23 protein-coding genes and 1 riboswitch are annotated in these 26662 nt (G+C 73.6%); of the genes, 19 read left to right on the forward strand and 4 right to left on the reverse strand.

Annotated elements, in window-relative coordinates; genetic code table 11:
- Positions 1–170: 170 nt before the first annotated feature.
- The gene (locus K7862_RS25670; protein ID WP_222966615.1) at positions 171–1406 is read right to left on the reverse strand and encodes an MFS transporter; all 1236 of its coding nucleotides are present in this window, start codon (positions 1404–1406) and stop codon (positions 171–173) included.
- Between the two features lie 93 nt (positions 1407–1499).
- Between K7862_RS25670 and K7862_RS25675 the strand changes: the two genes are divergently transcribed.
- From K7862_RS25675 to K7862_RS25725, 11 genes are all read left to right on the forward strand, one after another.
- Positions 1500–2714, forward strand: a complete 1215-nt coding sequence (locus K7862_RS25675) for an ROK family transcriptional regulator (RefSeq protein WP_222966616.1) — start codon at positions 1500–1502, stop codon at positions 2712–2714.
- 152 nt (positions 2715–2866) lie between these two features.
- Positions 2867–2997: riboswitch (FMN riboswitch) on the forward strand.
- Between the two features lie 166 nt (positions 2998–3163).
- Positions 3164–4270, forward strand: coding sequence for a bifunctional diaminohydroxyphosphoribosylaminopyrimidine deaminase/5-amino-6-(5-phosphoribosylamino)uracil reductase RibD (ribD, locus tag K7862_RS25680; RefSeq protein WP_262413795.1), 1107 nt, complete (start codon positions 3164–3166; stop codon positions 4268–4270).
- 3 nt (positions 4271–4273) lie between these two features.
- On the forward strand, positions 4274–4891 hold the full coding sequence (locus K7862_RS25685) for a riboflavin synthase (RefSeq protein WP_222966620.1): 618 nt from the start codon (positions 4274–4276) through the stop codon (positions 4889–4891).
- A complete protein-coding gene (locus K7862_RS25690) occupies positions 4888–5568 on the forward strand; it encodes a nicotinamide mononucleotide transporter family protein (protein ID WP_222966622.1) in 681 nt (226 codons plus the stop codon). The genes K7862_RS25685 and K7862_RS25690 overlap by 4 nt, the downstream gene beginning before the upstream one ends.
- Positions 5565–6839, forward strand: a complete 1275-nt coding sequence (locus tag K7862_RS25695) for a bifunctional 3,4-dihydroxy-2-butanone-4-phosphate synthase/GTP cyclohydrolase II (RefSeq protein ID WP_222966624.1) — start codon at positions 5565–5567, stop codon at positions 6837–6839. The genes K7862_RS25690 and K7862_RS25695 overlap by 4 nt, the downstream gene beginning before the upstream one ends.
- A 102-nt stretch (positions 6840–6941) precedes the next feature.
- The gene (gene ribH, locus K7862_RS25700) at positions 6942–7427 is read left to right on the forward strand and encodes a 6,7-dimethyl-8-ribityllumazine synthase (protein WP_222966626.1); all 486 of its coding nucleotides are present in this window, start codon (positions 6942–6944) and stop codon (positions 7425–7427) included.
- A 33-nt stretch (positions 7428–7460) separates the two neighbouring features.
- A complete protein-coding gene (locus tag K7862_RS25705) occupies positions 7461–7733 on the forward strand; it encodes a phosphoribosyl-ATP diphosphatase (RefSeq protein WP_222966628.1) in 273 nt (90 codons plus the stop codon).
- A gap of 155 nt (positions 7734–7888) precedes the next feature.
- A complete protein-coding gene (hisG, locus tag K7862_RS25710) occupies positions 7889–8737 on the forward strand; it encodes an ATP phosphoribosyltransferase (protein WP_222966630.1) in 849 nt (282 codons plus the stop codon).
- Complete coding sequence (locus K7862_RS25715) at positions 8734–9246, forward strand: PH domain-containing protein (protein ID WP_308012181.1); 513 nt, start codon at positions 8734–8736, stop codon at positions 9244–9246. Before hisG ends, K7862_RS25715 begins: the two co-directional genes overlap by 4 nt.
- Before the next feature lie 238 nt (positions 9247–9484).
- Positions 9485–10816, forward strand: a complete 1332-nt coding sequence (locus tag K7862_RS25720) for a hemolysin family protein (protein ID WP_222966632.1) — start codon at positions 9485–9487, stop codon at positions 10814–10816.
- A complete protein-coding gene (locus K7862_RS25725; RefSeq protein WP_222966634.1) occupies positions 10813–11907 on the forward strand; it encodes a hemolysin family protein in 1095 nt (364 codons plus the stop codon). The genes K7862_RS25720 and K7862_RS25725 overlap by 4 nt, the downstream gene beginning before the upstream one ends.
- A gap of 128 nt (positions 11908–12035) precedes the next feature.
- Here the strand turns inward: K7862_RS25725 and K7862_RS25730 are convergent, their stop codons facing one another.
- Together K7862_RS25730 and K7862_RS25735 are read right to left on the reverse strand one after the other, a co-directional pair.
- Positions 12036–13934: an AAA family ATPase gene (locus K7862_RS25730; protein WP_222966636.1), complete on the reverse strand. Its 1899-nt coding sequence runs from the start codon at positions 13932–13934 to the stop codon at positions 12036–12038.
- Between the two features lie 526 nt (positions 13935–14460).
- Positions 14461–15075 (reverse strand): uridine kinase family protein, encoded by a 615-nt coding sequence (locus K7862_RS25735; protein ID WP_222966638.1) that lies wholly within the window; start codon positions 15073–15075, stop codon positions 14461–14463.
- Between the two features lie 62 nt (positions 15076–15137).
- Between K7862_RS25735 and K7862_RS25740 the strand changes: the two genes are divergently transcribed.
- The 6 genes from K7862_RS25740 (at position 15138) to K7862_RS25765 (ending at position 23945) form a co-directional block, all read left to right on the forward strand.
- Entirely contained in the window at positions 15138–16283 is a 1146-nt protein-coding gene (locus tag K7862_RS25740) for a M24 family metallopeptidase (RefSeq protein ID WP_372461681.1), read from the forward strand.
- Positions 16284–16432: 149 nt separating this feature from the next.
- Entirely contained in the window at positions 16433–17842 is a 1410-nt protein-coding gene (locus K7862_RS25745; protein ID WP_222966642.1) for a C39 family peptidase, read from the forward strand.
- 170 nt (positions 17843–18012) lie between these two features.
- Positions 18013–19257: a carbohydrate-binding protein gene (locus K7862_RS25750; RefSeq protein WP_222966644.1), complete on the forward strand. Its 1245-nt coding sequence runs from the start codon at positions 18013–18015 to the stop codon at positions 19255–19257.
- A gap of 333 nt (positions 19258–19590) precedes the next feature.
- Entirely contained in the window at positions 19591–20403 is an 813-nt protein-coding gene (locus tag K7862_RS25755) for an SAM-dependent methyltransferase (RefSeq protein ID WP_308012182.1), read from the forward strand.
- Positions 20400–22577, forward strand: a complete 2178-nt coding sequence (locus K7862_RS25760; protein WP_308012183.1) for a putative bifunctional diguanylate cyclase/phosphodiesterase — start codon at positions 20400–20402, stop codon at positions 22575–22577. Before K7862_RS25755 ends, K7862_RS25760 begins: the two co-directional genes overlap by 4 nt.
- 201 nt (positions 22578–22778) lie before the next feature.
- The gene (locus tag K7862_RS25765) at positions 22779–23945 is read left to right on the forward strand and encodes an acyl-CoA dehydrogenase family protein (RefSeq protein WP_222966648.1); all 1167 of its coding nucleotides are present in this window, start codon (positions 22779–22781) and stop codon (positions 23943–23945) included.
- A 119-nt stretch (positions 23946–24064) separates the two neighbouring features.
- Here the strand turns inward: K7862_RS25765 and K7862_RS25770 are convergent, their stop codons facing one another.
- Positions 24065–24526 (reverse strand): hypothetical protein, encoded by a 462-nt coding sequence (locus K7862_RS25770; protein ID WP_222966650.1) that lies wholly within the window; start codon positions 24524–24526, stop codon positions 24065–24067.
- Between the two features lie 297 nt (positions 24527–24823).
- Between K7862_RS25770 and K7862_RS25775 the strand changes: the two genes are divergently transcribed.
- Both K7862_RS25775 and K7862_RS25780 read left to right on the forward strand, forming a co-directional pair.
- Positions 24824–26065, forward strand: a complete 1242-nt coding sequence (locus K7862_RS25775; protein ID WP_222966652.1) for a D-arabinono-1,4-lactone oxidase — start codon at positions 24824–24826, stop codon at positions 26063–26065.
- Between the two features lie 130 nt (positions 26066–26195).
- Entirely contained in the window at positions 26196–26636 is a 441-nt protein-coding gene (locus K7862_RS25780; protein ID WP_222966654.1) for an Lrp/AsnC family transcriptional regulator, read from the forward strand.
- Positions 26637–26662 lie beyond the last annotated feature (26 nt).

Here is a 26662-nt window from a genome sequence, read left to right on the forward strand (position 1 = left end):
ACGTGAGCCGATGTCGCGGACGCGTGCCGATGTCCCGGTCGCGTGCCGATGTCCCTGACGTGAGCCGAGGGTGTGCCCGTGACCAGCCCGCTCCGGTGTCTTACGGCGGGCCCGCGCGTGAACCGGGACCCGGCTCGGCCTCCCACAACCGAGCCGGGCCCCGGAGCCTGTCACTCGACGCCGGCCGCCGGAGCGGTGTCCGGCACCTGCGCGGGCCGTCCGGAGGCCGCGACCGTCGAGCCGGGCGTCGGCCTGACCACCCCGGCGCCCACCACCAGGCCCAGGGTCAGCACGGTCACCAGCACGAACGAGGCGGTCAGCGAACTCGCCCCGGCGATACCGCCGATGGCGGCCGGCGCGACCAGGCCCGAGGTATAGGTGACGGTCGCGACACCCGCGATCGCCTGGCTGGGCACCGGCCCGCGCCGCCCCGCGGCCGCGAAGCACAGCGGCACCACCACCGAGATCCCGACGCCGATCAGGGCGAAGCCGGCGATGGCCGGTGCGGGGCTGCGGGCCAGGACCACCAGCGTCCCGCCGGTCGTGGCCACCACGCCGCCGGTGCGGAGCGCGGTCACCGCGCCCAGCCGCCGTACCGCGATGTCGCCCAGCAGCCGGGCCGTCGCCATGGTGCACGAGAAGGCGGTGTAGGCCAGGGCGGCGATGGCGGGGGAGGCGTGCGCGACGTCCCGCAGGTAGACCGCGCACCAGTCGGAGCTGCCGCCCTCCGCGAACACCCCGCAGAACCCGATCGCCCCGATGACCAGGGCCGAGCGCGGCGGCAGCGCGAACCGCGGCGGCGCGTCCTCGTCGGGCGCGGGCCGCACGTCGGGTGCCCGGGTGCCCACCACGAGCGCGACCACCACCAGGGCCGCGGCCATCAGCCCCAGATGGACCCGGCCGTCGAGCCCGGCGTGCGCGGCGGGCACGCCGATGGCGGCGCCGATCAGGGTGCCCACGCTCCACATGCCGTGCAGTCCCGACATGATCGACTTGCCCTTGCGCTCCTCGACGGCGACGCCCAGCGCGTTCATCACCACGTCCGCCGTGCCGGCGCAGGCCCCGAAGGCGAGCAGTGCCAGGCAGAGCCAGGGAAGGCCGGGAGCCAGCGCGGGCAGCGCCAGCATGGCGCACCACAGGGTGAGCAGCAGCCGCAGCGCCGCCCGCGAGCCCATCCTGTGCATCAGCCGTCCGGCCAGCGGCATCAGCAGGGACGAGCCGATCGCGGGGCACACCAGGGCCAGGCCCAACTGGCCCGCGCTCAGGTGGAGATGGTCCTTGATCCAGGGGATCCGGGTGGCGAACGTACCGCTCACCGCACCGTGGACCGCGAACGCCGTGGCGATCGTCAGATGGGCCCGGCGGATCGCGCCCGGAGCGCGGTCGATGGCGTCGGAGCTCTGCATGCGCGTAAACTATCAGGAAGCCTGCCTGAAAGTTAAGAGGTCGTGCGGATCCGCCGGCAGAGCCGGGCCGCCCCGTCTGGAAGGATCGCCGGCATGACCGCCACCCGCGCGCATCCCGGGCGGGGCGCCTCGCCCCGGATCGCCCGAGCCATCAACGACCGGCTCGCGCTGCGCCTGCTGCAGCAGGAAGGGCCGCTCACCGCAGCGCAGTTGAAGGAACTCACCGGGATGTCGCGGCCGAGCGTCGCCGACCTCGTGGAGCGGCTGCAGGACGCCGGGCTCATCGCCGTGGTGGGGGAGAGCGGCGCCGCCCGGCGCGGGCCCAACGCGCGGGTGTACGGCATCGTGGCCGGCCGGGCCCACGTCGCCGGGCTCGACGTCCGCATCGAGAGCATCGCGGTGGAGATCGCCGACCTGCTCGGCCGGACCGTGGCCCGCGGCGAACTGCCGGTGCCGCCCGGCGCGGACCCGGCCCGGCTGGTCGAGGACGGCATCGGCCTGCTCCAGGACACCGCCCGTTCGGCCGGCGTGGCGGCGCTGCACACCGTCGCGTTCGGCGCGCCCGGTCTCGTCGACCCCGTAACCGGCCGGCTCAGCCCCACCGGCGCGCTGCCCACCTGGCACGGCGACCTCGTGGACGAGGTGCGCAAGCGGATCGGCGTCCCGGTGCTGCTGGAGAACGAGGTCAACCTGGCCGCGGTCGCCGAGCAGCGGACCGGCGCCGCGGCCGGTGACGACGCGACGTTCGTGCTGCTGTGGCTCGGCAGCGGCGTGGGCGCCGCCCTGATGCTCGACGGCCGGCTGCGCCGCGGCATGTCCGGCGGCGCGGGCGAGGTCGGCTTCCTGCCGCTGTCCCGGACCGGCGAACTGCCCACCGCCACCGACTGCGACAACGGCTTCCACGGCCTGGCCGGCAGCCGCGGCGTCTGCGCCCTCGCCCGGGAGCACGGGCTCCCCGCGGACCCCGCCGAGGACGCGGCGGCCGCGGCCGGGGTCGTGGGCGCCGCCGCGGCCGCGCCGCCCGGCTCGGCCGGCGCGCTGTTCCTGGACGCGCTGGCCGCGCGGATCGCCGTCGGCGCCGCCTCGATCTGCGCCGTGCTCGACCCGGGCCGCGTGGTGCTGGCCGGCGAGGTCGGCCTGGCCGGCGGCACGGCCCTGGCGGGGCGGGTGGCCGAACGGCTCGCCCTGCTGTCGCCACTGCGAACGCTGGTCCAGCCCACGGCCGTCGACGGCGCGCCCATCCTGCGCGGCGCCGTCATCACGGCGATGGACTCCGCGCAGGACGTCCTGTTCACCCCGCCGGAGTGACGGCCGCCGCCGTCCCGCGCAGCGACCCCGCGAACGTGCGGTGCGAGTCGGGGGTGTGAGTCGGGGGCGTGAGACGGCGGTGTGAGACAGGGCACAGGGAAACGCTGGAGGCTGCGCGGGCGGGCGTGGCAGACTTAAGGCAGAAGTGACGTTCGCGCACTCCGGGGTCGGTGTAATTCCGAACCGGCGGTTACAGTCCGCGACCCGGCCGCAGCCAGCGGCCGGTTGACCAGGTGAAATTCCTGGACCGACGGTGAAAGTCCGGATGGGAGGCAGTGCGCGGCGGGCGTTCACTCAGATGTGCCGCCGCAGGGCGGACCCGCGCGAGGCGTGGGCCGTACGCGTTCCGGTACCCCGAGTCGACGGCGTTCCCGCTGAGTCCCACGCCCCGGAGTCCGTGCCCGATGAGGCAGGAGGACCCGGTGGCCACCACCACGGAAACCGACGCGATGCGCCGTGCGATCGCGTTGTCCGCTCGCGCGCTCGGCGCCACCGCACCCAACCCCGTCGTCGGGGCCGTGATCCTCGACGCGTCCGGTGCCGTCGCCGGCGAGGGCTGGCACCGGAAGGCCGGCGGGCCGCACGCCGAGGTGCACGCCCTGCGGGACGCGGGGGAGCGGGTCCGCGGGGGAACCGCCCTGGTCACCCTCGAACCCTGCAACCACACCGGCCGTACCGGCCCCTGCGCCCAGGCGCTCATCGAGGCCGGGGTGGCCCGCGTCGTCTACGCCGTCGCCGACCCCAGCCCGACCGCCGCGGGCGGCGGCGCCACGCTGCGTGCCGCCGGGATCGAGGTGGAGAGCGGGCTGCTCGCCGCCGAGGCGGAGGCGGTCAACGTCGCCTGGCTGACCTCGGTCCGCCGCGGCCGTCCGTACGTGCGGTGGAAGTACGCCGCCACCCTGGACGGCCGGATCGCCGCCGCCGACGGCACCAGCCGCTGGATCAGCTCCGCCGAGTCCCGGGCCGACGTGCACCGGCTGCGCGCCGAGGCGGACGCCGTCGTCGTCGGCTCCGGGACCCTGATCGCGGACGACCCGCACCTGGCCGTGCGCGGCATCGACGGCGTCACCCAGCCGCTGCGGGTGGTCGTCGACACCCGCGCCCGGATCACCGCCGCCGCGCCCGTGCTGGACGACGCAGCCCCCACGCTGGTGGCCGTCGGCAAGGACGCCGACACCGCGCACCTGCCCGGCGTCGACGTGGTCCGGCTGCCCTACGCGGCGCCGTCCGCGCGCGGCGGCGAGGCCACCGGCGCCGGTGAGGCCGCCTCCGGCCTCGACATCGACGCGCTGCTCGCCGAGCTGTACGCCCGCGGGGTGCGCTCGGTGCTGCTGGAGGGCGGGCCGACGCTGGCCGGGGCGTTCGTCGCCGCCGGCGCCGTCGACACGGTCGTCGCGTACCTCGCACCCGCCCTGCTCGGCGCCGGGCCGAACGCCCTGGCCGACGCAGGAATCAGCACCATCGCGCAGGCGTTGCGGCTCGACGTGACGGACGTCGACCGCGTCGGACCCGACCTGCGTGTCACCGCCGTCCCGACTGCCCCGCAGGAGAGCTGAGAGATGTTCACCGGAATCGTCGAAGAACTGGGCGAGATCACCGCGGTCGAGAACCTCGGCGACGCCTCCCGCTTCACCGTCCGCGGCCCCGTCGTGACCGAGGACGCCAAGCACGGCGACTCCATCGCCGTCAACGGCGTGTGCCTGACCGTGGTGGAGTTCGGCGACGGCGCCTTCACCGCCGACGTGATGGCCGAGACCCTGGACCGCTCGAGCCTCGGCGCCCTCGCCCCGGGCGCCCGGGTGAACCTGGAGCGCCCGATGGCGCTCGGCGGCCGGCTCGGCGGGCACCTGGTACAGGGTCACGTCGACGGCACCGGCACCGTGCTGGAACGCCTGCCGGCCGAGCACTGGGAGATCGTCAGGATCTCGCTGCCGGCCGAACTCTCCCGCTACGTCGTGGAGAAGGGCTCGATCACCGTCGACGGGATCAGCCTCACCGTCGTCGAGGCCGCCGCCGACTGGTTCAGCGTCAGCCTCATCCCCACCACCCTCGCGCTGACCACGCTCGGCATCAAGCAGCCCGGCGACCCGGTCAACCTGGAGGTGGACGTCATCGCCAAGTACGTCGAGCGGATGCTCGGCGGGCGCGGCGCGACACCCGTGGAGGCGGCCGGATGAGCGCGCTGCACTGGCTGAACAGCGAGGCGTTCACCGCCGTCGGCCAGCACGTGATGTGGTCCGACATGATCGGCAACCTGCTGGGCCTCGGGGCGCTCGCCCTCGGCTGGCGGCGCGCGATGCTCACCTGGCCGGTGCAGGTCCTGTCCGGCGTGGTGCTGGTCGCGGCCTTCTGGAGCGCCCATCTCGGCGGCGGCGTCGGCAAGCAGTTCGTGGTCATCACGGTCGCCGGCTGGGGCTGGTTCCAGTGGCGGCGCGGGCGCGCCGGCACCGGCCGGGTCGCCATCCGGTTCGCCACCTGGCGGGAACGGGCGGTGCTGGTCGCGGCCACGGGCCTGGGCACCGTCGCCGTCGCCTCGCTCTTCCTGGCCCACCCGTCCCTGTCCTGGAACCCGTGGCCGGACGCGTACATCTTCACCGGCACCCTGGCCGCGATGTTCGCCCAGGCCCGCGGCTGGGTCGAGTTCTGGTTCGCCTGGCTGGCCGTCGACCTCGTCGGCGTCCCGCTGAACTTCCACAGCGGCCTGCCCTTCTCCGGGCTGGTCTACATCATCTACTTCGTCCTGGTCATCGCCGGGATGTACGCCTGGTGGCAGCAGACCCGCACCACCACCGCGGCCCCCGGCCGCGGAACCACCCCGGACGACACCACCGTCGCGGAAGGAGTGACGGCATGAGCGCCGTGACCGCACTGCAGGACGACTGGTACGACGAGTCCGTGCTCGTGCTCGACCCCGTCGAGCGGGCCATCGCCGACATCGCGGCCGGCCGGCCCGTGGTGGTCGTCGACGACGAGAACCGGGAGAACGAGGGCGACGTCATCGTCGCCGCCGAGAAGATCACTCCCGAGATCGTCGCGTTCATGATGAACGAGTGCCGTGGCCTGATCTGCGTGCCCATGGAGGGCGCCGATCTCGACCGGCTGGACCTGCCGCAGATGGTCGAGGCCAACACCGAGTCGATGCGCACCGCGTTCACCGTCTCGGTCGACGCGAGCGCAGCCCACGGCGTGACCACCGGCATCTCCGCCGCCGACCGCGCCACCACCATCCGGCTGCTCACCGAACCCGCCTCCGTGGCCGGGGACTTCGTGCGCCCCGGACACGTCTTCCCGCTGCGCGCCCGGGCGGGCGGCGTGCTGGTGCGCCCCGGTCACACCGAGGCCGGCGTCGACCTGGCCCGGCTCGCCGGGCTGCGGCCCGCCGCGGCGATCGTCGAGATCGCCCGCGAGGACGGCACGATGGCCCGGCTGCCCGAACTGGTGCCGTTCGCCCGCAAGCACGGCCTGGCCATCATCTCCATCGAGGACCTGATCGCCTACCGCCGCTCCGCCGAGCCCACCGTGCGCCGCGAGGCCGACACCGCCCTGCCCACCGCGTTCGGCGACTTCCACGCCTACGGGTACCGCAGCACCGCCGACGGCGTGGAGCACATCGCGCTGGTCGCCGGCGACATCGGCGACGGCGCCGACGTCCTGGTCCGGGTGCACTCCGAGTGCCTGACCGGCGACGTCTTCGGCTCCCAGCGCTGCGACTGCGGCCCCCAGTTGCAGGCCGCCCTGCGCCGCGTCGCCGAGGCCGGCCGCGGCGTGGTGCTCTACCTGCGCGGCCACGAGGGCCGCGGCATCGGCCTGATGTCCAAGCTGCGCGCCTACGAACTGCAGGAGCGCGGGCGGGACACGCTCGACGCCAACCTGGAACTCGGCCTGCCCGCCGACGCCCGCGACTACGGCGCCGCGGCGGAGATCCTCGCCGACCTGGGCGTGCGCTCGCTGCGGCTGATGACCAACAACCCGGAGAAGACCGGGGCGCTGGTCCGCCACGGCCTGGACGTCGTCGGCCGCGAGCCGATGCCCGTCGCGGCGGGCGAGCACAATCTGCGGTACCTGCGCACCAAGCGCGACCGCATGGGCCACGACCTGCCGTGGCTGGACGCGGCCACCCACTGACCACCCCTGCGACAGAACCCGTGACAGACCCCCGCGACCGGTCGTCCAACCCGTGATCCACCGTCGACCGACGCACCGAGAACCGAAGGACCGAGGAGAGAAGTGAGCGGTAAGGGCGCCCCCGAGCTGACCGTGAAGAACTGCGGAGACCTGCGGGTCGCGGTCATCGCCGCGCAGTGGCACACCCAGGTCATGGACGGCCTGGTCGACGGGGCCGTGCGCGCCCTGCACGACCTGGGCATCGACGAGCCGACCCTGCTGCGGGTCCCGGGCAGCTTCGAACTGCCCGTCGTCGCCAAGGTGCTGGCCGGCCGCGGCTATGACGCCATCGTGGCGCTCGGCGTGATCATCCGCGGCGGCACGCCGCACTTCGAGTACGTCTCGCAGGGTGTCACCGCCGGGCTGACCCAGGTCGCCGTCGAGACCGGCGTCCCGGTCGGCTTCGGCGTCCTCACCTGCGACACCGAGGAGCAGGCGCTGGAGCGGGCCGGTCTGCCCGGCTCGTCCGAGGACAAGGGGCACGAGGCGGTGACCGCCGCCGTGGCGACCGCGACGATCCTGCGTTCAGTATCTGAGCCGTGGCGCTGAGCGGGGCCCGCTTCCCCGTACGCTAGGACCACCATGGCGAACAAGACATTCGAGGAACTCTTCACCGAGCTCCGGCAGAAGGCCGCCACCGGCGACCCCAGCACGTCCAGGACCGCGGAACTCGTGGGCAAGGGCGTGCACGCGATCGGCAAGAAGGTGGTCGAGGAGGCCGCCGAGGTGTGGATGGCCGCCGAGTACGAGGGCGCCGACGCCACCGCCGAGGAGATCTCCCAGCTGCTGTACCACGTCCAGGTGATGATGGTGGCCCGGGGCATCTCCCTGGACGACGTCTACGCCCACCTGTAGCGGCCCGGTCCGCCGGCGCGCCACGGCCGCCGGCGGGCACCGCCCCTAGCCGCCCCTCGCCGCCCGACCACGACCCGACACCGCGTCCGACACACGACCGTGCGGACCGTACGGACCGTCCGGCCGTACGACCGAAGGAAAAGGAACCCGTCCTCATGCTGCGCATCGCCGTCCCGAACAAGGGCTCGCTCTCCGCCCCCGCGTCGGCCATGCTCCATGAGGCCGGATACCGCCAGCGCAAGGAGTCCAAGGAGCTCGTCCTCGTCGACAGCGCCAACGAGGTCGAGTTCTTCTACCTGCGCCCGCGCGACATCGCCATCTACGTCAGCTCCGGCCGGCTGGACATCGGCATCACCGGCCGCGACCTGCTGCTGGACTCGGGCGCCAGCGCCGAGGAGATCCTCCAGCTCGGCTTCGCCCGTTCCACCTTCCGCTACGCCGCCCGGCCCGGCACCGCGGCCGGCGTCCAGGACCTCGGCGGCATGACCGTCGCCACCTCGTACGAGGGCGTGGTCGCCAAGCACCTGGCCGACCACGGCGTGGACGCCGCCGTCGTCCACCTCGACGGCGCGGTGGAGACCGCCATCCAGCTCGGTGTGGCCCAGGTCATCGCGGACGTCGTGGAGACCGGCACCTCGCTGCGCAACGCCGGCCTGGAGACCTTCGGCGAGCCGCTGATGGAGTCCGAGGCCGTCGTCATCCGGTCCGTCGGCGCCGACCCGGCCGAGCCCAAGGTCCAGCAGTTCCTGCGCCGGCTGCAGGGCGTCCTGGTCGCCCGGCGCTACGTGATGATGGACTACGACATCCGCGCCGAGCACGTGGAGAAGGCCGTCGCCCTCACCCCGGGCCTGGAGTCGCCCACCGTCTCCCCGCTGCACCACGAGGGCTGGGTCGCGGTCCGCGCCATGGTCCCCACCGCCGACGCCCAGCGCATCATGGACGAGCTGTACGAGCTCGGCGCCCGCGCCATCCTCACCACCGGCATCCACGCCGCACGCCTGTGAACGACGCCCACGGCACCGCCGCCGGCGCCGGTTCCCGCACCGCCGACCTGCTGCCCCTGACGTTCCGGCCGGTCGTCACCCGCCTGCTGCTGCTCGGCCTCGGGCTGGCGCTGGTCGCGGTGCTGACCACGGTCGCGGTGATGATGCCGCACGACGGGGCCGCGCCCTGGACCACCGGGGAGCGGGTGTCGGTCGTCGTGACCGGGGCGATCTTCTGCGCGGTGCTGATGATGCTGAGCCGCCCGAAGGCCGTCGCCGAGCGCGACGGCCTGACGGTGATCAACATCACCGTCAAGCGCCGGCTGGCCTGGCCGCAGGTCGTGCGGGTGAACCTGCGGCCCGGCGACGCGTGGGTCCACCTGGACCTGGCCGACGGCACGACGCTGGCCGTGATGGGCATCCAGCCGGGAATCGCCAGGCAGCAGGCCCTGCGGGACGCGCGGCGGCTGCGCGACCTGGTGTGCGAGCTGGGAGAGGCGCCCGGCGGGGAGACCCCCGGACCGCACTGAGCCCGCCGGCCGCGGCGCGGCACGTGCGCACGGTCGACCGCCCGCCGTCCTTCGCGTGTCCGGCCGTTTTGACTACTCTTGACGCGAACGGCGCCGACCGCGCTCGTCCCACATCCCCCTTCACGCAGCACCCGTGGGGCCCCGACCACCCGAGGAGTGACACTCTCAGACCGATGGACGAACCGTCCGGTAGTACCTGCGCCGCCCCTTCCTTCCGGAATCCAGGAGCGGCGGCCTCATGAGCACCTCCCTGCTGCTGCTCGCAGCGGCCTTCGTCCTGATCCTCGCCAACGGCTTCTTCGTCGCCGCCGAGTTCGGCCTGGTGACCGTGGAACGTCCGGCGGCCGAGCGGGCCGCGGCCGGCGGTGACCGCCGTGCCCGCAGCGTCGTGGCGGCCCTGCAGAAGCTCTCCTTCCAGCTCTCCGGCACCCAGCTGGGCATCACCATCACGTCGCTGGTCGTCGGCATGCTCGCCGAGCCCGCGCTCGCCGACCTGCTCACCGGGCCGCTGGGCGCGCTCGGGATCCCCGACGGCGCGGCCCCCGGCATCGCCGTCGTGCTCGGCATGATGGTCGCCTCCGCGGTGCAGATGGTCATCGGTGAGCTGGTCCCGAAGAACTGGGCGGTCTCCCGGCCGCTGGCCGTCGCCCGGATGGTCGCCGGCCCCCAGCGCGCCTTCTCGCGCGCCTTCCGCCCGGTCATCGAGCTGCTGAACCGCGCCGCCAACCGGCTGGTGCGGATGCTCGGCGTGGAGCCGGCCGACGAGCTGGCCTCCGCCCGCACCCCCACCGAACTGGTGTCCCTCGCCCGGCACTCCGCGCTGGCCGGCGTCATCGAGCAGGACACCGCCGACCTCTTCGTGCGCACCCTGTCGCTGGGCGACCTCACCGCGGAGAACGTGATGACGCCCCGCGTGCGGGTCAGCGCCCTGGAGGACACGGCCACCGCGGCCGACGTCCTCAACCTCACCCGGGCCACCGGTCTGTCCCGCTTCCCGGTCTACCGGGAGCGCCTGGACGACATCACCGGCATGGTCCACCTCAAGGACGCCCTGGCGGTCCCCGCCGGGCAGCGCGACCGCACCGCGGTCGGCTCCATCGCGGTCGCGCCGCTGCTCGTGCCGGAGACGCTGCCCGGCCAGCTGCTGCTGGACCTGCTGCGCAGCCAGCAGCCGATCGCCGTCGTCGTCGACGAGTACGGCGGCACGGCCGGCGTGGTCACCCTGGAGGACATCGTGGAGGAGCTCGTCGGCGAGGTCCGCGACGAGCACGACGCCGCCGACCTGCCGGAGCTCGCCCAGGCACCGGCCGAGTCCGGCCACCCCGCGTGGGACGCCGACGGCGGCTGCCGGATAGACACGCTGGCCCGGATAGGCCTGATCGCCCCCGAGGGACCGTACGAGACGGTGGCCGGCCTGGTCGCCGACCTGCTCGCCCGCATCCCCGAGACCGGCGACACCGCGGAACTGCCCGGCTGGCTGCTGCGGGTGGTCGAGGTCGAGCACCACCGGGCCGAGCGGGTGCGGATCGTGCGTACCGGCTCCCCCGAAGGGCAGGAGAGCGGACGATGAGCGCACTCCAACTCCTGTTCGCCGCGCTTCTGGTACTGGGCAACGGCTTCTTCGTCGGTGCCGAGTTCGCCCTGGTCTCGGTCCGCCGCAGCCAGATCGAACCGCTCGCCGAGGAGCAGCGCCGGGCCCGTACCGTGCTCTACGGTCTCGAGCACCTGCCGCAGATGATGGCCGCCGCGCAGTTCGGCATCACCGTCTGCTCGCTGACGCTCGGCGCGGTCGCCGAACCGACCGTCGCCCACCTGCTGGAACCGCTGTTCTCCGCGGCGCACCTGCCGGACGGCCTGGTGCACCCCGTCGGGTACGTCCTCGCGCTCGCCTTCGTGGTGTTCCTGCACCTGGTGATCGGCGAGATGGTGCCGAAGAACCTGGCGATGGCCGCGCCCGAGAAGACGGCCCTGTGGCTCAGCCCCGGACTCGTGGGCTTCGCCCGGGTGTTCCGGCCGGTCATCGCGGTGCTCGGCGCGTGCGCGCGGGGCATCCTGCGGGCCTTCCGGGTCGAGCCCAAGGACGAGGTGGACGCGGTGTTCACCAGCGAGGAGCTGACCGTCCTGGTCGAGGACGCCCGGCAGGCCGGGCTGCTCGACTCCGACGAGCAGGAACGCCTCGCGGACGCCCTGGAGCTGGGCAGCCGACCGGTCACCGAGGTGCTGCTCACCCCCGGCGAGCTCATCACCCTGACGCCCTCGGCGACGCCGCGGGAGGTCGAGGAGCTGACGGTGCGCACCGGCTACTCCCGTTTCCCGATCGCGGAACCCGACGCGGACGGCCCGGGCTACCTCGGGTATCTGCACGTCAAGGATGTGCTCGACGAGGAGTACCCCGAGCGGCCGGTGCCGCGGCGGCTGTGGCGGCCGATCACCACGCTCCGGGCCGACCTGCCGCTGGACGACGCGCTCACCGCGATGCGGCGGGCCGCGTCCCACCTGGCGGCGGTCGCCGACCCGGCCGGGCGCGTGCTGGGGCTGGTCGCGCTGGAGGACGTGCTGGAGATGCTGGTGGGCGAGGTCAGGGACCCCGCCCATGTCACCCGGACCGACGGCGCCACCACCGTCGTCCCCGCCCCGGCCTCCACGGAACTCGTCCGCTGACCCCTGCTTCCCGGTCCTCCGTCCCGGTCCTCCGCGCGCGGGGGCCGGGGAGCGGGGCCGGTCCGCGCCGTGAGGCCATGAGGACCGGCCGGGTCGGGGCCGAGGCCCGGCGGGGTCGGTGGCGGGGGTCAGTCCGCGGGTTCCGGCGGGGGAGTGCCGGGGCCGCGGCCCGACAGGACCTCCCCGTACGCCTGCATCAGGTCGGGCAGCCGCAGCGTCGCCAGGTCCTCCCGGCCCGGCGTGCCCGGGTACTCCGACAGCCGCAGGTCCCGGTAGGCGCAGCTCTTCTCGTACAGGGTGCGCAGCAGCCGCCCGTTGCCGAGCTCGTCGACCCATCCCTGGTCGACGACGTGTCCGCTGATCGCGCGCAGCTCCTCCAGCGCCTCCTCGTCCCAGTGGTCGCCGTTCTCCGCCGCCAGCACCTCGCCGATCCGGGTCAGTTCCAGCGGGCGGTAGCTCGGGAAGTCCACCCGGGTGGTGAAGCGGGAGCTCAGCCCGGGGTTGGCGGCGAGCAGCCGGTCCATGCCCTCGGGATAGCCGGCGAGGATCACCACGAGCCGGTCGCGGTTGTCCTCCGCGCGCTTGAGCAGCACCTGCAGCGCCTCGTCACCGTAGGCGTCGCCCTTGCTGTAACCGGAGTTCGACAGGGCGTAGGCCTCGTCGACGAAGAGCACCCCGCCCAGCGCCGAGTCGATCAGCTCGTTGGCCTTCACCGCGGTCTGGCCCAGGTACTCGCCGACCAGGTCGGACCGCTGCGCCTCGACCAGGTGGTCGCCGCCGAGCAGCCCGAGCGCGTAGAAGACCCGGCCGAGGATGCGGGCGACGGTGGTCTTGCCGGTGCCGGAGGGGCCGGAGAAGACGAAGTGCCGCTTGGGCGGCTGCACCGGCAGGCCCTGCCCGGACCGCAGCCGGGCCATCCGCAGCTGCGCCGAGAGCGCCCGGACCTGCCGCTTGACCGGCTCCAGGCCGACCATGCGGTCGAGTTCGGCGAGCGCCTGCGAGAGCAGGAGGGGATCCGCGCCGCCCAGCGGCATCTGCGGCGCCTCCGGGCCGGCCGGCGTGTACGGTCCCGGGGACCGGTCGCGCAGCCCGTCGTCGTACGGGCCGCCCGCCAGCAGGGCGTCGTCCAGTTCCGGTCCCGGACCGGCGGGGCCCGGCGGGTCCGCGGCGACCGGTGGTTCGAGATCGGCGATCCCCTCGGGCACCGCGGACCCGGCGCCGGCCAGGGACACCGCGGCCACGCCGGCCCCCTCGTCGAGTCCGTCGTCGGTCTCGTGGATCGCCGCGAGCCGGGCGGCGGTGTCCATGAACGCGGGGTCGACCCGGTGCACCGCGCGGTACAGGGGCACGGCGGCGGCGGTGCGGCCGGTGCCCTCGTAGGCCCGGGCCAGCCAGTACCGGAGCTCCTTGCGCTGCGGCTGCTCGCTGCGGCAGCGCATCAGCGCGGCGGCCAGCAGCGGTTCGGCCTGGCCGCACATCTCCAGACGCACCCGGGCCATGCCGCCGAACAGGCCCGCCTCGATGCCGAGGACCGGGTCGCCGAGCAGCGGGTCGGTGTGCCTGACCAGGTGCTCCCAGTCCTTGACCAGGTAGGCGCGGCAGGCGTGCAGGAAGCGGACCTGCGGATCGGTGTCCACCGGAGGGCAGCCGGCCAGCGCCTGGTCCAGCTCGGCGACATGGCGGCCGTCCAGCCAGTGCGAGGCGTGCGCGAGCAGCAGGTCCCGGTTGGTCTCCAGCACCGGCTGCACCCACCAGCCCAGCCAGTACCAGGAGTTGAGGGTGCGGCGGTGGGCCGCGCGCTGCTCGCCGAAACGGTCCCGGTGCCGGTACATCTGCAGCAGGGCGGTGGTGGTGTCCGCGCGCAGCGCGTGCAGCCCCAGCCAGGCGTCCGCCATGCCCGGGTCCATCCGCACCGCGGCCCTGAACTCCTCCTCGGCCTGGGCGTAGGCGCCCATGGTGTACGCGTCGACACCGCGGAGCCAGGCGAGATCGGCCGGGGAGCCCGGACGGTCGGTGCCGAAGTCCATCAAGTCCCCACCCATCCGTCCCCCGCCGCGCCGACACACCCTCGGTCCCAACCCGAGGTCAGCGGGCGGGAGTTGAGCAGGCAGCGGCACTCCCCAGGGCGCCGCCCGCTCCCATTTCGCATCGTACCCGCCATGTCGGCGGGGCCGAAGGGTGCGACGGCAAGCCGGACAACGGTGCCATGCGGTCGCGGGCCGCCGAAAGGGCCTCCCGGGGCTGCCGGACGGCCGTCCGAGGGCCGTCCGGGGGCCGTCCGACGACCAGACGCGACGCCGTGGGAGCGCTCCACGCACGGCTGTCACGCCGTGACGGTGTGTGAGCGATCGGTGGCGCAGATCGGGCATTCCGGCGAGCGGACAGGACGAAGCCCCCGGTCACGGGGGAACAACCGGGGGCTCCGTGTCTGTCGAAACAGCCGCTTCCGGCTGCTTGGTTGAAAACGTAATTGCTGGATACCCAACGGGTCAAGCGGTGTTGGGGCACCGGCGGACGCCCGCCGGGCGCCCGGAGCGCCCCGCCGCCGGGTCGTCACAGGCGGTCACCGGCGACCCCGGGCGCGGGGTGCGTCCCGGGCCCCGGAACGGCCCGGTAGCCGTCCTCGGTCTGATGGACCAGCAGATCCGCGAAGGGCCGCGACGGGTCCTGGGCGAAGTGCGCGTCCTCCTCGCGGGTCCAGCCGGTCCAGAAGTGCGCGAGGCCGGCCCCGTCCCGTCGCAGCCCGCGCTCCCGGGCGACTTCGGGGTCGACCTCCAGCCACAGCAGCAACGCCAGGAGCGGCCGCAACGCCGCCCTCCCGGTGCCCACGCCCTCCACCAGCACCACCGGTTCCGGTGGCACCTCGCGTTCCCCGCCGAAAGAGCGCGCCCTCCAGTCGTACACCTCGTGCCGGGCCGTGCGGCCCCGGCTCAGCGGGCCCAGCACCTGCCCGGTCAGCCGCTCGGTCCAGGCGAAGGGCTCCTCGTGGGTGGCGAGGTCGTCGGTGTGCACCACCGGCGCGCCGCCCAGCCGTTCGGCCAGCCTGGCCGTCAGCGTCGTCTTGCCCGCGCCGGCGTGCCCGTCCACCGCGACCAGCCGGACCGGGCCGCAGGACGGGGCGAGTCCGGGGATGAGCGCGGCGAGCCGGGGCAGAGTCAGGTCGTCCATGGCTCCCGAGCGTACGGCTGGACCGGCGGCGCTGCGCTGCGAGGCGGGACGTGGCGTCTACCGTGGGAGCCGTGACCGACGCGAACGCTCCTGACACCGCCGCCCTGTATCCCGCCACCCGTCTGGAGTCCGCCCGCAAGGCGGCCGCGGACGCCGGCCTCGACGCCCTGCTCATCGCGCCGGGCGCCGACCTGCGCTACCTGACCGGGTATCAGGCCCTGCCGCTGGAACGCCTCACCTGCCTGGTGGTGCCGGCCGCCGGCGACCCCTTCCTGGTGGTGCCCGAACTCGAGAAGGCCGCCGCGCTGGCCTCGCCCGCGGGCCGCCTCGGCATCGACATCAGCGGGTTCGGCGAGACCGACGACGCCTACGCGATGATCGCCCGCCGGCTGCCCGCGAACCTGCGGCTCTTCGCGGTGGACAACCACATGTGGGCGGAGAAGTTGCTGGCCTTCCAGGCCGCGCTGCCCGGTGCGCAGGCCGGGCTGGCCGGCGACGTGCTCTCGGTGCTGCGGATGCGCAAGACCCCCGCCGAGATCGAGGCACTGCGCCGTGCGGGAGCGGCCATCGACCGGGTGCACCGCCGGATGGGGGAGTGGCTCAAGCCGGGCCGCACCGAGCGCGAGGTCGCCAAGGACATCGCCGACGCGATCCTGGCGGCCGGCCATGTGACCGTGGACTTCGTGATCGTCGGCTCCGGGCCCAACGGCGCCAGCCCGCACCACGAGGTCTCCGACCGGGTGATCAGGGCCGGCGACCCGGTGGTGGTGGACATCGGCGGCACCACGGCGGACGGCTACTGCTCGGACTCCACCCGCACCTACGCCGTCGGCGAGCCGCCGGCCGCCTTCCGCGAGCTGTACGAGGTGCTGCTGCTCGCCCAGACGGCCCAGACCGGCGCGGTGCGGCCGGGCATCACCGCGCAGGAACTCGACGCGGTGGGCCGCGACATCATCACCTCGGCGGGCTACGGCGAGCACTTCATCCACCGCACCGGCCACGGCATCGGCCTGGAGACCCACGAGGAGCCGTACATCGTGGCCGGCAGCGCGCGGGCGCTGGAGCCCGGCATGGCGTTCTCCGTGGAGCCCGGGATCTATCTGCCCGGCATGTTCGGCGCGCGGATCGAGGACATCGCCGTGTGCACCGGCGACGGCGGCGAGCGGCTCAATCTGACGGGGCGTGACCTGGTGGTTCTTCCCGCCTGACCGCCAATGGTAGAGACCAATATTGATCGCGTGGCTCACCTGCAAACCCTGGTGGAGCACGTGGTGAACGACCATAGTGGTCCGCACCTGGCACGCCGTCGGCTGCCGGGAACCTCCCGATCCACGTCGAGGGAAACCGAGGGGAACTCATGACCCACAACGCGCCCCGGCGTGCCGTACTGACCGCCGCGCTCGCGGCGGCGGCGGCCGCCGCGACCGCGCACTCCGCCAGTGCGGCCCCGGCGTCCGCCGCCGGAGGGACCGCGCCCAGCACGCTGCCCGTGCCGGCGGGGCACCAGGCCACAACGCCGGACGACGCACCGGTCGACTACCACGGCTGGACGTCGTACCCCGACTGGCTGTTCGGCGAGCACCGCGGCACCGTGCCGGTGCCCGGCAGGCGCCCCGGGGTGCGGATCGCCCGCGCCACCGGCACGCTCGACTACACCGACCCGCACACCGGGACCACGGCCACCTGGGAGTCCGCCTCCTGGACGTCGCCGGTGCACAAGATCCCGCACCCGGCGAGCGAGCTGATCTCGTCCTGGAACGCCGACACCCCGTCGGGCACCTGGATCCAGATCGAGCTGCTCGGCACCTACACCGACGGCACCGCGACGCCGGCGTACATCATGGGCCGTTGGACGGCCGGTGACGGTCCGGACGACATCCGCCGCACCTCGGTGGACGACCAGACGGACAACAAGAGCAGCATCTGGACCGACACCTTCTCCATCGACGACACGAGCGCGGGCCCGCTGCTCGACTCCTACCGGCTGCGGCTGACGCTCTTCCGCAAGCCCGGCAGCCACCTCACCCCCACCGTGTGGCGGCTCGGCGCGATGGCCTCCAACATCCCGGACCGCTTCACCGTGCCGGCCTCGGTGCCGGGCGTGGGCGCGGGTGTGGAGCTGCCGGTGCCGCGCTACTCGCAGAACATCCACAAGGGCCAGTACCCGGAGTACGACAACGGCGGCGAGGCCTGGTGCAGCCCGACCTCGTCCACCATGGTCATCGAGTACTGGGGCCGCGGCCCGACCGCCGAGCAGATGGCCTGGGTCGACCCCTCCTACGCCGACCCGCAGGTCGACCAGGGCGCCCGGTACACCTACGACTACCAGTACGAGGGCTGCGGCAACTGGCCCTTCAACGCGGCCTACGCGGCCACCTACACCGACATGCAGGGCGTCATCACCCGGCTGCACTCGCTCAACGACGTCGAGCGGCTGATCAAGGCCGGCATCCCGGTGATAACGTCCCAGTCCTTCCTGGCCTCGGAGCTGGACGGCGCGGGCTACGGCACCTCGGGCCACCTGATGTGCATCGCGGGCTTCACGCCCGAGGGTGACGTGGTGGCCAACGACCCGGCGAGCTCCAGCGACGACGCGGTCCGCAACATCTACAAGCGGGCGCAGTTCGAGACCATCTGGCTGCGCACCAAGCGGATCAACGCCTCGGGCGGGGTGAGCGGCGGCACCGGCGGTGTCTGCTACCTCTACTTCCCGGCCAAGCCGAGCCCCGCGCAGCGCCGCGCGCTGGCGTCCGTCGGCATCGCCTGATCCCTGCCGGTCTCCGGGCGAACGCCCGCCCGGAGACCGGCAAACGGCCTCCTTTCGGGCAACTGGTCGAGACCAATCCGCGCGTTCGCCGAATTGGTCTGGACCAACCCATTGACGGGTTCGCGTCACGGCAGGATTCTGCTGCCACGTTCCCCCACAGGAGGTCCGACGTGAACCGACTCAAAGCCCTCGGCTCGGGCGTGGCGGCCGCCGTGCTCGCCTTCGCCGGGCTCGGCACGGCCGCGGCACTGGGCGCCGGCCAGGCCAGCGGCGCCACCGTCTCCGCCGACGCGCTGAGCAGCCAGTGGTACGCCGCGGCGCCGTACCTCATGCCGCTGGACAACAACCCGCCGAGCGCCACCGCGATCATGGACGCGACCGGCCTCAAGGCGTTCCAGCTGGCCTTCATCCTGGCGCCCAACGGCGGTGGCTGCAGCCCGACATGGGGCGGCACCAGCGCCGTCTCCTCCGACACCGCGGTCGCCGGCGTGATCTCCGCGATCAGGGCCAAGGGCGGCGACGTCTCGGTGTCCATCGGCGGTTACGGCGGCACCAAGCTCGGCCAGGCGTGCTCCGACAGCGCCTCGACCGCCGCCGCCTACCAGCAGGTCATCACCAAGTACGGCCTCAAGGCCATCGACTTCGACCTGGAGGAGCCGGAGTACGAGAACAGCGCGGCGGTCTCCCACGAGATCGGCGCCGCCAAGATCCTGCAGCAGAACAACCCGGGCCTGTACGTGTCGGTCACCACCGCCGGAACCGCCGCCGGCACCGGCTGGTTCGGCCAGCAGATGCTCAACGAGGCCAAGGCGCAGGCCTTCACGCCGAACAACTTCTCCATCATGCCGTTCGACGGCGGCTTCAGCGGCGCGGCCTCCCAGACCAGCGCGCTCACCGCGTTCAACGGGCTGCTGAAGACCACCTTCGGCTGGGACACCGCCACCGCGTACGCCCACGAGGGCTTCTCCGGCATGAACGGCCGCAGCGACTCCGGCGAGTACTTCTACCAGTCGGACTTCCAGACCGTGCTCGACTACGCCACGAGCCACGGCATGGGCCGCTTCACGTTCTGGTCGCTGAACCGTGACCGACAGTGTTCGCCGCCGGACAACAACGGCACCACTTCCGGCACGTGCAGCAGCGTCCCGCAGGCCGACTGGGACTTCGCCAAGTTCTCGGTCAAATTCGCGGGTGCAACGCCCCCGGTGACCACGCCGCCCACCACCCCGCCCACCACGCCGCCCGGCGGCGGAACGTGTGCGGGGGTCGCGCAGTGGTCCGCCTCCGCGGTCTACGTGGGGGGCAACGAGGTGCAGCACAACGGCCACAAGTGGAAGGCCAAGTGGTGGACGACCAACGAGGAGCCCGGCACCACCGGCGAGTGGGGTGTCTGGCAGGACGAGGGCGCGTGCTGACGCGCTGCTGATAGGTGCTGACGCCTCGCGGTCGGACCGCGGGGCGAAGGCCGGACCGGACGACCCGCAACCCTACGGCGGGCCCGTGGCCGAAGTCGGCCGCGGGTCCGCCGCCTTGTGTGCGTATCCCCGCACGTGCGCGTTTTCGCACATGAACATGACGGCCTTTGTCGGCCAAAAACGGACGTGTCATCTCCGGTTCTGTGTTTCACTCCGAACAGGTGATCAGTAGCCTCGTGCTGAGCACCCGCAAACGCCGGCCGCCACCGGAGCATGCCAGGAACACCCGCCGATGACGCGTTAGTTGAGCCCCATGACCTGGAGACACCAACCGTGACCGACCGTCCATCCTGGGCCCCCCAGGGCATCGACCTGACCGTGCCCAGCGTCTCGCGCGTGTACGACTACTTCCTCGGCGGCTCCCACAACTTCGAGGTCGACCGGGAGGCCGCCCGGGTGGCGCTCAAGGCCTTCCCCGGCATCCCCAAGATCGGCCAGGCCAACCGGGCCGCCATGCGCCGGGCGGTGCGCTTCGCGGTGGACCGCGGCATCGGCCAGTTCCTGGACATCGGTTCCGGGATCCCCACCTTCGGCAACGTGCACGAGGTCGCCCAGGCCGCCGCGCCCGGCGCACGCGTCGTCTACGTCGACAACGACCCGGTCGCCGTCGCCCACAGCAAGGCGGTGCTGGCCGACAACCCCGACGCCACCATCGCCGCCGCCGACCTGCGCGACCCGCTGTCGATCCTCGAACACCCCGAGACCCGGCGGATGCTGGACTTCGACCGGCCGATCGCGCTGATGCTGGTGGCCGTCGTGCACTTCCTCTCCGACGACGACCGGCCGGCCGAGATCATCGCCACCCTGCGGGACGCGCTCGCCCCCGGCAGCATCATGGTCATCACCCACGCCACCCTGGGCGGGCCGACCCCCGAAGGGCAGCGTGCCGCCCAGAAGGTCTACCAGCGCACGGCGACCCCGCTGCTGATGCGCACCAAGGACGAGCTGGAACCTTTCTTCGCCGGCTTCGAGATCGTCGAGCCCGGCATCGTCCCGCTCGCGTACTGGCGTCCCGACGCGCCGCTCACCGAGGACGACGAGACCGCGGCCCTGCACGGTCTCGCCGCTGTGGGGCTGAAGGCGTGACCGGACGGCCCGCCGCGGCGCAGGACCAGGGGGAGCCCGCGCCGGAGCACGACGAGGAACACAACCTCCGCCGGTTCGCGACCATCTGGGGCCGGGCCATCTACTCCGTCACCGCCACCTCGATGACCCGCGTCGAGTTCGAGGCGCACCTGGTCCCGCAGGCCCGCGTCCTGCGGGAGACGCTGCGGGCCCGGCCGTTCGACCCCCGGCCCGCGGTCGCCGTCGGCGCCGCGCTGGTGGACGCGCACTGCACCGACCCCGAGGCGCTGCCGAGCATCCTCGGCGTCATCGACGCCTATCTGGTGCTCTACTGCCCGCCGCCCGCGGACGTCCCCGCCGACGAGGCCAGGATCCGCTGCTCGCGGCTGCAGCACGCGGTCGCCGTCGGCTTCTCCCAGGCGCTGCGCGAACGCACCCTGTCCGAGCAGGAGTCCATCTCCCGCGCTGCGCTCGGCGCCCAGGCCGAGGCCGAACGGGCGCTGGCCGACAGCGAGGCCAAGCTCCGCGCGGTCTTCGAGGGCGCCGCGGTCGGCATCGGCATCGCCGACATGGACGGAAACGTCCTGGAGATCAACGACGCCGCCGCCCGGATGTTCGGCGGCGAGGCGCACATCAGGCGGCGCAACGTCAGTGACTGGGTCCACCCCGAGAACGAGCCCGCCATCCGGGGCCTCAACGGCGAACTGGTGCGCGGCGAACGCGACGGCTACCACGTCGAGAAGGCCTACCCGCGGGCCGACGGCACCGTGCTGTGGGCCAACCTCCAGGTGTCGCTGCTGCGGGACACCGAGGGCCGGCCGCAGTACCAGCTCGCCCTGCTGGAGGACATCACCGAGCGCCGCGGGCTGCTGCAGCGGCTGCGCCACCAGGCCACCCACGACGCGCTCACCGGGCTGCCCAACCGCGCCCTGTTCTTCGAGCGGCTCGACCAGGCCCTCGACCCGGACGGCCCCACCAGCCGGATCGGGCTGTGCTACCTCGACCTCGACGGCTTCAAGACGGTCAACGACAGCCTCGGCCACGCGGTGGGCGACCGGCTGCTGGTCGCCGTCGCCGAGCGGCTGCGCGCGTGCCTCACCTCCGACGACCAGCTCGTCGCCCGGATCGGCGGCGACGAGTTCGTCGCCCTCTACACCGATCCGCCCGGGCAGGAGGCCGTCACCGACCTGGCCACCCGCATCCTGGACGCGCTCGCCGCCCCGATCGCCCTCGACGACCGCGACCTGCGCGTCCACGGCAGCATCGGCATCGTCTACGGCCCGGCCGGCTCCCGGGGCGCGGCCGACGTGCTGCGCAGCGCCGACATCACGATGTACCGGGCCAAGGAGCACGGCGGCAACCGCTACGAGGTCGCCGACCCCGACTCCGACGCGCGGGCCATCACCCGCCACGGCCTGACCAACCGGCTGCCCGAGGCCCTGGAACGCGGCGAGTTCTTCGTCGAGTACCAGCCGCTCATCGGCCTGGAGGACGGCGCGGTGCTCGGCGCGGAGGCGCTGGTCCGCTGGGGCCACCCGGTGCACGGCGTGCTCGGCCCGGACCAGTTCATCCCGCTCGCCGAGAGCACCGGGCAGATCGTCCCCCTCGGCCGCTGGGTGCTGGAACAGGCCGCCCGCCAGGCCCGCGAGTGGCAGCTCGACCACCCCGGGGGCTCGTGCGCGCCGCGCGTGAACGTCAACCTCTCGCCGATCCAGCTCCACCACCGCGACCTGGTCGCCGAGATCGCCGGGGTCCTGGAGGAGACCGGCCTGCCGCCGGGCGCACTGTGCCTGGAGGTGACCGAGAGCGCCCTGATCGGCGCCGACGAGGACGCCCTCAAGCCGCTGCGGCGGATCGCGGACCTCGGGGTGGCCATAGCGCTGGACGACTTCGGCACCGGCTACTCCAACCTGTCGTCGCTGCGCTGGCTGCCGGTCAGCGTCCTGAAGCTGGACCGGGCCTTCACCCGCGGCATGCGGCGGCACCCCGCCGACCCGGTGGACCTCAAGATCGTCGAGGGCATCGTCTCGCTCGCCCACAGCCTCGACCTGACGGTCACCGTCGAGGGCGTGGAGACCCGGACGCAGGCCGAGCACCTGCGGGCCCTGGGCTGCGACCACGGCCAGGGGTGGTACTACGCCCGGCCCGGGCCGCCCGAGCACCTGCACCACCTCAGCCTCGCCGACGCGGGCTGACGAACGGCCCGCGGGCCCCCCGGAACGGCACTGGTGACGGGGCGGCGTCCATCGGGCATACTCCAACCGCCGGCCCCGTTGATCACGCCGTACCGCGACCCGGTGCGGGATCATGGAGCCGGGTATTCGATCGCTCACCTACGGCCCCGCCCACCCACGGCGGCCTGGCCGTTCGCGCCCGAAAAGGGAGGATGCGCTGCCATGCCGCACCCCGCGCCGCACCGGCACCTGCCCACCGACGAAGCCCGCGACCTGCTCGCGCTCACCCGGGACATCGCGCAGCGCGAGATCGCCCCCCAGGCCTCCGCGGAGGAAGACGACGGGCGCTTCCCCCGCGAGACCTTCGCCCTGATCGGCGAGGCCGGACTGCTGGGCCTGCCCTACTCCGAGGAGTACGGCGGCGGCGGCCAGCCCTACGAGGTGTACCTGCAGGTCCTGGAGGAACTGGCGGCGGCCCGGCTGACGGTCGGCCTCGGCGTCAGCGTCCACACCCTGGCCTGCCACGCGCTCGCCGCCTTCGGCAGCAAGCAGCAGCGCGCCGACCACCTCCCGCAGATGCTCGGCGGCGGCCTGCTGGGCGCCTACTGCCTCTCCGAGCCCACCTCCGGCTCCGACGCCGCCTCGCTGCGCACCAAGGCCGTGCGCGACGGCGACGACTGGACGATCGAGGGCACCAAGGCGTGGATCACCCACGGCGGCGTGGCCGACTTCTACACGGTGCTGGCCCGCAGCGGCGGCGAGGGCGCCCGCGGCATCTCGGCCTTCCTGGTGCCCGGCGACACGCCGGGGCTTTCCGCGGCGCTGCCCGAGCGGAAGATGGGCATGAAGGGCTCCCCGACCGCCCAGGTGCACTTCGACGGGGTGCGCGTGCCGGACAGCCGCCGCATCGGCGAGGAGGGCCAGGGGTTCGCCATAGCGCTGGCCGCCCTGGACTCCGGCCGCCTGGGCATCGCCGCGTGCGCGATCGGCGTGGCGCAGGCCGCCCTGGACGCCGCTCTCACCTACATGGCCGAACGGCGGCAGTTCAACCGGCCGATCGCCGACTTCCAGGGACTGCGGTTCATGATCGCCGACATGGCGACCAAGATCGAGGCCGGCCGGGCGCTCTACCTGACCGCGGCCCGGCTGCGCGACGCCGGTGAGCCGTTCTCCGCCCAGGCGGCCATGGCCAAGCTGTTCTGCACCGACTCCGCCATGCAGGTGACCACCGACGCCGTCCAGCTCCTCGGCGGCTACGGCTACACCGCGGACTTTCCGGTGGAGCGGTACATGCGCGAGGCGAAGGTGCTGCAGATCGTGGAGGGCACCAACCAGATCCAGCGGATGGTGGTGGCCCGGCACCTCGCGGGCCCGGAGTCCCGCGACTGAGCGACTGAGCGACCGAGCGGCTGGGCGTCCGGGTGTTCGCGGCCGGCGTCCCGGTTCGGGCGTGCGGCCGCCGCCGGGCGGGCGCGGCGGTGCGGCCCGCCGGCCCCGGTGGCGGTGCGTCAGGCGGCCAGGCCCGTGGCCCGAGCCCGCAGGGGGCGCGAGCCGGGGCCGCCCACGTGCGAGAAGGGCTGGGTGCGCCAGTCCAGGCCGGCCGGCAGGGCCAGCAGCACGGCGAACTCCGGCTCGTCGCCGTCCGCGCCGTCGTCCAGCGGCCGGGCCTCGGCCACCGGGCGGCCCGAGCCGCCGCAGACCGTCAGGCCGAACGGGTTCCACGGCGTCGGGCACAGGGCGTGCTCCGGGAGCCGGTCCTCGTCGGGGAGGACCGCGATGGGCCGGGCGCAGTCCGGGCAGGCCAGGCGGACGGCCTCGCCGAGGTCGTCGTCGAACGCGTCCTCGGCGTCGGTGTCGGTGTCGGTGTCCACGCCGACGATGCGGGCGGAGAGTGTCAGCTCGGGCCCCTGACCCTCGCCGAACGAGGAATCCGTGCGTTCGCCACGGCTGCCGCGCACCTGATTACGCATGCTGCGTTCCCCCTTGGGTGATGCCCCTGTTCGGGCCGGCCGGGCTGCACGCTCTCGGCCATAGCGAGCACTTCCCGCCGTGCTACGCGGGTAATCACGCCACCGGGAGCCCTCACCGCGCATTGAGTGTGGCCTTCGTCACACTCGCTGTGCTGACCGGAACGTGCGCCCCCGCCATGCGACCACGCACCCCCGAACGCTTCCCGCCCCCGCGCGCGCCGCCTTGCCGACCGCCCTTGTTAGGGTGCCGTCGGGCGAGGCCGCAGCGGGTTCGCCGACTCGTGGAAGCGGCAGGCGATGCGAACCAACTGGGCGGGCAACCTCACCTTCTCGGCACAGCGGGTGCACCGTCCGGCCACGCTCGACGAACTGCGCCGCCTGGTCGCCGGCAGCGACCGGGTCAAGGCCGTCGGCAGCGGCCACTCGTTCAACGACGTCGCCGACACCGACGGCGACCTCGTCGACGTCCGCGCCCTCCCCGCCGAGACGGAGATCGACACCGCGGCGGGCACGGTGCGCGTCGCAGCCGGCGTCCGCTACGCCGAACTCGCCGCCGACCTGCACGCGCACGGCCTCGCGCTGCCCAACACCGCCTCTCTGCCGCACATCTCGATCGCCGGATCGGTGGCCACCGGCACCCACGGCTCCGGCAACGGCAACGGCGGCCTCGCCACGTCGGTGCGCGCCCTCGACGTGGTCACCGCCACCGGGGACACGGTGACGTTCAGCCGGGACCAGGACGGCGAGCGGTTCGACGGCGCCGTCGTCTCCCTCGGCGCGCTCGGCGTGGTGACCCATCTGACGCTGGACACCGTGCCCGCCTTCCAGGTCCGCCAGCGCGTCCTCACCGGGCTCGAACTCGCCGACGCCACCGCCCACTTCGACGCGATCACCGGTGCCGCGTACAGCGTCAGCCTGTTCACCGACTGGACGGCGCCGCGCTTCACCCAGGTGTGGCTGAAGCAGCTCGACGGCGCGCCCGACCCCGAACTGCCCTGGGCGCGGCCCGCCGAGGGACCCGTGCACCCCGTCCCGGGCATGGACCCGGCGTTCTGCACCCCGCAGGACGGCACCCCCGGCCCCTGGCACGAGCGACTGCCGCACTTCCGGCCCCAGTTCGTCCCCAGCAGCGGCGAGGAGCTGCAGTCCGAGTACCTGCTGCCGCGCGCGCACGCGCAGGCCGCCCTGGAGGCCCTCGCCGCCCTCGGGCCGGTCATCGCGCCCGTCCTGCAGATCTGCGAGGTCCGCACCGTCGCCGCCGACCGCCAGTGGCTCAGCCCCGCCCACGGCCGCGACACCGTCGCCCTGCACTTCACCTGGATCAAGGACCCGGCGGCCGTGCGGCCCGTGCTCGGCCGGATCGAGGCGGCCCTCGCGCCGCTCTCGCCCCGCCCGCACTGGGGCAAGCTCTTCACCGTGCCCGCCGAGCGGGTGCGCGCCGCCTATCCGCGGCTGGCGGACTTCCGGGCGCTGGTCGCCGTGACCGACCCCTCGGGCACCTTCACCAACGCCTACCTGCGCAGGCTGCTCACGGACTGACCCGGCCGCCGCGCACCCCGGGCCTCCCTGAGACCCCCTGAGTCCTCCCGCGCCCCGGGCGGCCCGTCCGGACCCGTCCGGACCCGTCCGCCTGACGCGACGACGGCCACTGACGGTAAGGTCGTCCGCTGTGGAGGAGCTGGACCGGCACATCGTGGAACTGCTCGTGGCCGACGGGCGCATGAGCTACACCGACCTGGGCAAGGCCACCGGCCTGTCCACCTCTGCCGTGCACCAGCGGGTGCGGCGGCTGGAGCAGCGCGGGGTGATCCGCGGATACGCGGCGATCATCGACCCGGAGGCGGTCGGCCTGTCCCTGACCGCGTTCATCTCCGTCAAGCCGTTCGACCCCAGCGCCCCCGACGACATCGCCGACCGGCTCGCCGAGGTGCCCGAGATCGAGGCCTGCCACAGCGTCGCCGGCGACGAGAACTACATCCTCAAGGTGCGCGTCTCCGCGCCCATCGAGCTGGAGCACCTGCTGGGCCGGATCCGCAGCCTGGCCGGCGTCTCCACCCGCACCACCGTGGTGCTCTCCACCGCCTACGAGTCCAGGCCCCCGCGCGTGTGACCCGCGGGCCCGGGAGACACTGGGGA

The organism is Actinacidiphila acidipaludis (assembly GCF_019890725.1).
GTDB lineage: Bacteria > Actinomycetota > Actinomycetes > Streptomycetales > Streptomycetaceae > Actinacidiphila > Actinacidiphila acidipaludis.

Coding starts and splice junctions, on each gene's coding strand:
- K7862_RS25670 (WP_222966615.1), bottom strand. CDS start 1,406: ATGCAGAGCTCCGACGCCATCGACCGCGCTCCGGGCGCGATCCGCCGG.
- K7862_RS25675 (WP_222966616.1), top strand. CDS start 1,500: ATGACCGCCACCCGCGCGCATCCCGGGCGGGGCGCCTCGCCCCGGATC.
- ribD (WP_262413795.1), top strand. CDS start 3,164: ATGCGCCGTGCGATCGCGTTGTCCGCTCGCGCGCTCGGCGCCACCGCA.
- K7862_RS25685 (WP_222966620.1), top strand. CDS start 4,274: ATGTTCACCGGAATCGTCGAAGAACTGGGCGAGATCACCGCGGTCGAG.
- K7862_RS25690 (WP_222966622.1), top strand. CDS start 4,888: ATGAGCGCGCTGCACTGGCTGAACAGCGAGGCGTTCACCGCCGTCGGC.
- K7862_RS25695 (WP_222966624.1), top strand. CDS start 5,565: ATGAGCGCCGTGACCGCACTGCAGGACGACTGGTACGACGAGTCCGTG.
- K7862_RS25705 (WP_222966628.1), top strand. CDS start 7,461: ATGGCGAACAAGACATTCGAGGAACTCTTCACCGAGCTCCGGCAGAAG.
- hisG (WP_222966630.1), top strand. CDS start 7,889: ATGCTGCGCATCGCCGTCCCGAACAAGGGCTCGCTCTCCGCCCCCGCG.
- K7862_RS25720 (WP_222966632.1), top strand. CDS start 9,485: ATGAGCACCTCCCTGCTGCTGCTCGCAGCGGCCTTCGTCCTGATCCTC.
- K7862_RS25725 (WP_222966634.1), top strand. CDS start 10,813: ATGAGCGCACTCCAACTCCTGTTCGCCGCGCTTCTGGTACTGGGCAAC.
- K7862_RS25730 (WP_222966636.1), bottom strand. CDS start 13,934: ATGGACTTCGGCACCGACCGTCCGGGCTCCCCGGCCGATCTCGCCTGG.
- K7862_RS25735 (WP_222966638.1), bottom strand. CDS start 15,075: ATGGACGACCTGACTCTGCCCCGGCTCGCCGCGCTCATCCCCGGACTC.
- K7862_RS25745 (WP_222966642.1), top strand. CDS start 16,433: ATGACCCACAACGCGCCCCGGCGTGCCGTACTGACCGCCGCGCTCGCG.
- K7862_RS25765 (WP_222966648.1), top strand. CDS start 22,779: ATGCCGCACCCCGCGCCGCACCGGCACCTGCCCACCGACGAAGCCCGC.
- K7862_RS25770 (WP_222966650.1), bottom strand. CDS start 24,526: ATGCGTAATCAGGTGCGCGGCAGCCGTGGCGAACGCACGGATTCCTCG.
- K7862_RS25775 (WP_222966652.1), top strand. CDS start 24,824: ATGCGAACCAACTGGGCGGGCAACCTCACCTTCTCGGCACAGCGGGTG.